Genomic DNA, 6,106 nt, shown 5'->3' with positions numbered 1-6,106 from the left:
GCGCCGCGACCTCGGCCCGCCGCCGCGCCGCCGCGATACGGGTCTCGGGTGCGGGGCTGGCGGGGCCGAGGCAGGCGGGCCGGTCCAGCGAGCGGCCTTCCGGGGCCGGGCTGTCGGTGGTGCCGAACCATGCGGGGGGGAGCCCGTCCCCGGTTTCGGCCATGCAGCCGGCGGGCGTGACGCCGAGCGCGCGCAGAAACGTCTCGATCTCGTGCAGCGCCGCGCGCGGGAGGGTGAGCCTGCGCCATCCGCCGCCGTCGCGCGCCACCCAGTCGACGCAGGTATCGGGCGGGATGACGGCGTCCGAGGCCGTATCGACATCCCGTACCGCGACACGATCGGGCGGCAGGGCCACGGCAACAGACTTGCCCGCCACCGGGGCGAGCAGATCCGCGATTGCGCGGGCGCTGTGCCCTTCGGCGCCCGGCGCGGATGCCACCGGATGCCAGCCACGCCCGTCCCAGCGGTGCAGCGCGGCGCGGTCCCCCGAAAGGTCGAGCGCGTGAAATTCAGTCATGTGCCTGCCCGGCTCTTGGCCGCGATCGTGTTCTCTGCTCTTTAGCGTTCAGTCTATCAGAGTTTTTCCCGCAGCACAGCCGCAAACGCGGTCATGCCGCGCCATGTTCGAGGGTCCGCCATGCGCCGTCTTCTGTCCGTTCTCCTTGCCGCGCTCATGCTCTGCGCGCCCGTTGCCCATGGCCAGTCCGCGGACGCGGCGCTGCCCGGGATCACCGTCACCGGACAGGCGGAGGCTATGCTGCCGCCCGACCGGGCGAAGCTGCATCTTGGCGTGCTGGCGGAGGGGCGCACGGCGGCGGATGCCGTCGACCGGATGCGCCGCAGTGCGGCCGCGCTGTTCGAGACACTGGAGTCGGCGGGTATTCCCGACGGCGACGTCGGCACCGGCTCGCTGGACCTGCGGGCTGTGCGTGACCCGAACGCACCCCCCGAGCCCGGCCGCGCGCCGCGCATCACCGGGTTCGAGGCCGAGACGCTCGTGTCGGTGACGCTGGGCGATCTCGATACGCTGGGCGCACTTCTCGATGCGGCGGTGCGGGCGGGCGCCAACCGGATCGACGGCATAGGGTTCGGGCTGTCCGACCCCGAGAGCGTTCTGGCCGGTCTGCGGGCGGAAGCCGTGCAAGACGCGATGGATCGCGCCCGCGTCTATGCGACCGCGGCGGGGGTGACGCTTGGCCCGGTGCTGGAGATCCGCGACGCGCCCGGTGGCGGGCCGGCGCCCATGGGGCGGATGATGGCCGCCGAGGCGGGTGTGCCCATCGCGCCGGGCAGCCTGCGGCTGAGCGCCGAGGTGATCATGCGCTTCGCCATCGGGGACTGACCGTCGCGCAAACAAAAGGGGCAGCGTTCGCCGCCCCTCTGTCCCTGGATCGCCGGATATCAGGCCGTGGCCTTGTCCAGCGCCTGGTCGAGATCGGCGATCAGGTCGTCCGCGTCCTCGATCCCGATGGACAGGCGCACGACCTCGGGCGCCGCACCCGCGGCGCGCTGCTGTTCGGCCGTCAGCTGCCGGTGCGTGGTCGATGCCGAGTGGATGATCAGCGACCGCGTATCGCCAAGGTTCGCCACGTGGCTGAAAATCTCCACCGCGTCGACCAGCTTGACGCAGGCATCATAGCCGCCTTTCACGGCGAAGGTGAACAGACCTCCCGCACCCTTGGGGCAGATCCGCGCCACCCGGTCGTGATAGGGCGACGAAGGCAGGCCCGCATAGGTGACATACTCCACCCGCGAATCCTGTTCGAGCCACGCCGCGATCTTCACCGCGTTCTCCACGTGGCGCTGCATCCGCAGCGACAGCGTTTCGATTCCCATCAGCGTGTAATGCGCCGCCTGCGGGTTCATCGTCATGCCGAGATCGCGCAACCCGATGGCGATGCCATGGAACGTGAAGGCGAGCGGCCCGAAGGTTTCGTGGAACTTCAGCCCGTGATAGGCGGGTTCCGGGTCCGACAGCGACGGGAACTTGCCCGACGCGGACCAGTCGAACTTGCCCGAATCGATGATGGCGCCGCCGGTCACCGTGCCGTTGCCGGTCAGGTACTTGGTGGTCGAGTGCACGACCAGCGTGGCGCCGTGATCGATGGGTTTGCACAGGTACGGCGTGCCCGAGGTGTTGTCCACGATCATGGGCAGATCGGCGTCATCTGCGATCTTCGCGATGGCGTCGAGATCGGTGATGTAGCCGCCCGGATTGGCGATCGCCTCGCAGAACACGGCGCGAGTGTCATCGTCGATGGCCCCCTTGACCGCGTCGAGATCGTCGAAATCCACGAAGCGCGCGGACCAGCCGAAGCGCCGGATGCTCTGGCTGAACTGGGTCACGGTTCCGCCGTAGAGCCGGGTGGACACGACGATGTTCCGCCCCGGCGCCATCAGCGGGAACAGCGCGAGGATCTGTGCTGCATGCCCGGACGAGCAGCAGACCGCGCCGACGCCGCCTTCGAGCGTCGCGAGCCGTTCCTGCAGGACGGCCACGGTGGGGTTGGTCAGGCGCGAATAGATGAACCCGACCTCTTGCAGGTTGAACAGCGCCGCGGCGTGTTCGGCGTCGCGGAATACATAGGCCGTGGTCTGGTAGATCGGTGTCTGGCGTGCGCCGGTGGCCGGATCGGGCCGCGCGCCCGCATGCACCTGAAGCGTGTCGAAGCCGTAGCTGGCTGCGTCTGTCATGGGTCTTTCCCCCCTTATGGATATCTCAGTCCGGTGCCTAGGACTTGCCGAACGGACCGCCGAGCGCAAGCCGCAATGCGCGGTTGAACGTGGTCCGGTCCCTGCCTAACCTGCCGGGACCGCGGGCCGTTCGGCCACGCAACCGCCGAACCGGAGGCCCCGATGACACTCACCCGACGCATTGCCACCGTGACCCTTGCCGCGCTTGTCGCGGCCGGTCCGCTCGCCGCCGAGATCCGCATCGCCCATGTCTATGGCAAGACCGGCCCGCTGGAGGCGTATGCCGCGCAGTCCCATACAGGGCTGATGATGGGGCTGGAATACGCCACCGGCGGCACGATGGAGGTTCTGGGCGAACCCATCGTCGTGATCGAGAAGGACACGCAGCTTGACCCTGCGCAAGGCCGCGCGCTTCTGGAGGAAGCCTATGCCGATGACGGCGCGGTTCTGGCGGTCGGGCCTGTCAGTTCCGGGGTCGCGCTGGCGATGCTGCCGGTGGCGGAAGAATACGAACGCATCCTGATCGTGGAGCCGGCCGTGGCGGACTCCATCACGGGTGCGAACCGCAACCGCTATATCTTCCGCACGGGCCGCAATTCGAGCCAGGACGCCATCGCCAACGCCGTTGCCATCGGCGCGCCGGGGGTGAAGGTCGCCACGCTCGCGCAGGATTACGCCTTCGGGCGGGACGGTGTCGCGGCGTTCCGGGAAGCGCTTGCGGACACGGGCGCCGAACTGGTGCACGAGGAATACGTGCCCACGGACACCACCGATTTCACCGCCGCGGCCGAGCGGATCTTCAACGCGATGAAGGATCTCGATGGCGAAAAGCGGCTGTTCCTGATCTGGGCAGGGGCGGGGAACCCGATGGGCAAGATCGGTGCGATGGACCCGTCCCGTTTCGGAATCGAGATCGCCACAGGCGGCAACATCCTCGCGGCGCTTGCCGCCTACAAGGATTTTCCGGGGATGGAGGGGGCCACCTATTACTACCACGACATCCCCGACAACCCGGTGAACGACTGGCTGGTCGAACAGCACATGGACCGCTTCGGCACGCCGCCGGATTTCTTCACCGCGGGCGGCATGGCGGCGGGTCTGGCCGTGGTGGCGGCGCTGGAGCGCGCGGGTTCGACCGAAACCGAAGACCTGATCGGCGCGATGGAAGGCATGGAATGGGAGACCCCGAAGGGCACCATGCGGTTCCGTCCGGAGGACCACCAGGCGCTGCAATCCATGTATCATTTCCGCATCCGTGTGGAGGACGGCGTCGACTGGGCCATCCCCGAACTGGTCCGGGAACTGGGCATCGACGACCTGTCCGTTCCGGTGCGGGACTGACCGCGCGGTGGAGGCGCGGGGATGCTGAGAACACTTGATCTGGCCGTGCGCTTCGGCGGCCACCGGGCCGTCGATGGCGTGAGCTGCCATTTCCGGCAGGGCGAGGTGACGGCCATCGTCGGACCGAACGGGGCGGGCAAGACGACGCTGTTCAACCTGATCTCCGGGCAGGTCCGGGCGAGCGCGGGCCGGATCGAGCTTCTGGGCGAGGACATCACGCGGCTTTCGGTCGCCGCACGGGCGCGGCGGGGCATCGGGCGCGGCTTTCAGCAGACCAGTCTCTTTCCCAATCTCACGGTGCGGGAAAATGTCCGGCTTGCGGTGCAGGCGCGCCAGCGCAAGGGCGGCCGGATGCTGCGCCGGGCCGATGCCGACCGCAAGGTGCTTGCGGCGGCGGACAGCGTGCTCGGCCAGGTGCGCCTGGCGCCGCAGCAGCACAGGCTGGCGTCGGAACTGTCCCATTGCAACCAGCGCAAGCTGGACATCGCGGTGCTGATGGCGCTGGAGCCGCGCGTGTTCATGTTCGATGAACCGACGGCGGGTATGTCCGCGGACGAGGCACCGGGCGTCCTGGATCTGATCGACGGGTTGCGCCGGGACCGCAACCGTTGCGTGTTGCTGGTGGAGCACAAGCTCGATGTGATCCGCGCGCTTGCGGATCGGGTCGTCGTGCTTCAGGACGGGCGCTGCGTGGCGGACGGGACACCCGCCATGGTCATGGAGTCTGCCGCCGTGCAGGCGGCGTATATGGGGCAGGAACTGGCCGATGGCTGAGCATGGCTGACGAGGACGGCAACGGAGGCGGCACTGGGGGGTTGCGGCTGCGGGTCGATCGGCTTGCGGCGGCCATGGAGGCCGCGCGCGCCCGTGCCCGTGCCGAAGCCGACACTGCGCCGCCAGCCGACGCCGCCCAGGAACGGCGCGCCGTGCCCCCTGAAATCGCGGGTGACCCTGTCCCAACGTCCGCGCCGACCGGCCCGCACGGGGATGCCGCGGAGGGTCCCGGTGACATGGACGCGACGCCCCCGGACGCCGTGCCTCGTGTCGCCCCGTCGGCCGAAGAGTCGGACAGGTCGGACCCGCCCGCGACCGAAAGACAGGTCCGGCATCACCCCCCGGCGGCGCCCGAACCCGGCCACACGCGGGCGGAGGCGCGGGGCATGGCTCCGCCGGACAGGTCGCCCCTGCTGCTGACGCCGGATTTCCACCTGCCAGAACCGGCGCCGGAGCCTTCGGGGGATCGGGCCGACACGCGCGGCACCGCCGTGGAACTGGGTGACGCCCCCGGTATCCTCGTGCCCGCTGCGCCCGTTGCGCCGGCTCCGCCCGTGTCCCCGGCGACTGCCGCGGCGCTGCTTGCGCTGAAAGGGGTGGCGACGGATATCGGGCGCTACCGCATTCTGGAGGACGTGACGCTGGATGTGCCCCGCGGTGCCGTGACCATGCTTCTCGGGCGGAACGGCGCGGGCAAGACCACGACCCTGCGCACGGTCATGGGGCTGTGGCGCGCCCGTGCCGGCGAGATCGTCCTTGCGGGCGAAAGGATCGACCGCTGGGCCACGCACCGTATCGCGCGGGCCGGCATCGGATATGTGCCGGAATCGATGTCCATCTTCGGCGACCTGACCGTGGCCGAGAACATCGCGCTCGGTGCCCGAACGGGGCCCGTGTCGGGCGACCGGCTGGACTGGCTCACGGGGCTTTTCCCGCCGCTCGCGACCTTCTGGCGGTCCCCGGCGGGCAACCTGTCGGGTGGCCAGAAGCAGATGCTCGCGCTGGCGCGTGCGCTGGTGGAACGGCGCAGGCTCTACCTTATTGACGAGCCGACCAAGGGGCTGGCCCCCGTCATCGTCGAGACCGTGGTATCCGCCCTGCGCGACCTGAAACTCCAGGGGGCCACGATCCTGATGGTCGAGCAGAATTTCGCCGTGGCGCGCGCGCTTGGCGATGCCTGCGCCGTGATCGACGGCGGTCGGGTGGCCTGGTCCGGCACGATGGCGGCGCTCGCCGACGATCCGGCGCTTCAGGCGCGGCTCATGGGGCTCGATCTCGGGGACGCGGCGTGACGAAT

6 protein-coding genes are annotated in these 6,106 nt (G+C 69.6%); 4 read left to right on the top strand and 2 right to left on the bottom strand.

The features are described from left to right. The coding region (locus DDE13_RS09620) for a hypothetical protein (protein ID WP_222626065.1) at window positions 1-517 on the bottom strand (517 nt) is incomplete at its 3' end. Window positions 518-637: 120 nt separating this feature from the next. Here DDE13_RS09620 and DDE13_RS09615 point away from each other — a divergent pair. Next, a complete protein-coding gene (locus DDE13_RS09615) occupies window positions 638-1,342 on the top strand; it encodes an SIMPL domain-containing protein (protein WP_162630928.1) in 705 nt (234 codons plus the stop codon). A 59-nt stretch (window positions 1,343-1,401) separates the two neighbouring features. Here the strand turns inward: DDE13_RS09615 and DDE13_RS09610 are convergent, their stop codons facing one another. Continuing rightward, entirely contained in the window at window positions 1,402-2,694 is a 1,293-nt protein-coding gene (locus DDE13_RS09610; RefSeq protein WP_111403826.1) for an O-acetylhomoserine aminocarboxypropyltransferase/cysteine synthase family protein, read from the bottom strand. 162 nt (window positions 2,695-2,856) lie between these two features. Here DDE13_RS09610 and DDE13_RS09605 point away from each other — a divergent pair, with 162 nt between their 5' ends. From DDE13_RS09605 to DDE13_RS23800, 3 genes are read left to right on the top strand one after another with little or no spacing between them, the layout of a single operon-like run. Then, window positions 2,857-4,035, top strand: a complete 1,179-nt coding sequence (locus DDE13_RS09605; RefSeq protein WP_111403824.1) for a substrate-binding domain-containing protein — start codon at window positions 2,857-2,859, stop codon at window positions 4,033-4,035. 21 nt (window positions 4,036-4,056) lie between these two features. Further along, the gene (locus DDE13_RS09600) at window positions 4,057-4,809 is read left to right on the top strand and encodes an ABC transporter ATP-binding protein (RefSeq protein WP_111403822.1); all 753 of its coding nucleotides are present in this window, start codon (window positions 4,057-4,059) and stop codon (window positions 4,807-4,809) included. Between the two features lie 2 nt (window positions 4,810-4,811). Then, complete coding sequence (locus DDE13_RS23800; protein WP_394340294.1) at window positions 4,812-6,101, top strand: ABC transporter ATP-binding protein; 1,290 nt, start codon at window positions 4,812-4,814, stop codon at window positions 6,099-6,101. Window positions 6,102-6,106 lie beyond the last annotated feature (5 nt).

This window comes from Meridianimarinicoccus zhengii (genome assembly GCF_003254465.1).
GTDB classification, from domain to species: domain Bacteria; phylum Pseudomonadota; class Alphaproteobacteria; order Rhodobacterales; family Rhodobacteraceae; genus Meridianimarinicoccus; species Meridianimarinicoccus zhengii.
Note: the sequence above shows the minus strand (reverse complement) of the source record. Positions and strands in the feature narration are given on the sequence as shown.

Bases quoted from the DNA above. Each gene is read 5' to 3' on its own strand.
- DDE13_RS09615 (WP_162630928.1), top strand. From the start codon at position 638: ATGCGCCGTCTTCTGTCCGTTCTCCTTGCCGCGCTCATGCTCTGCGCG.
- DDE13_RS09610 (WP_111403826.1), bottom strand. From the start codon at position 2,694: ATGACAGACGCAGCCAGCTACGGCTTCGACACGCTTCAGGTGCATGCG.
- DDE13_RS09605 (WP_111403824.1), top strand. From the start codon at position 2,857: ATGACACTCACCCGACGCATTGCCACCGTGACCCTTGCCGCGCTTGTC.
- DDE13_RS09600 (WP_111403822.1), top strand. From the start codon at position 4,057: ATGCTGAGAACACTTGATCTGGCCGTGCGCTTCGGCGGCCACCGGGCC.
- DDE13_RS23800 (WP_394340294.1), top strand. From the start codon at position 4,812: ATGGCTGACGAGGACGGCAACGGAGGCGGCACTGGGGGGTTGCGGCTG.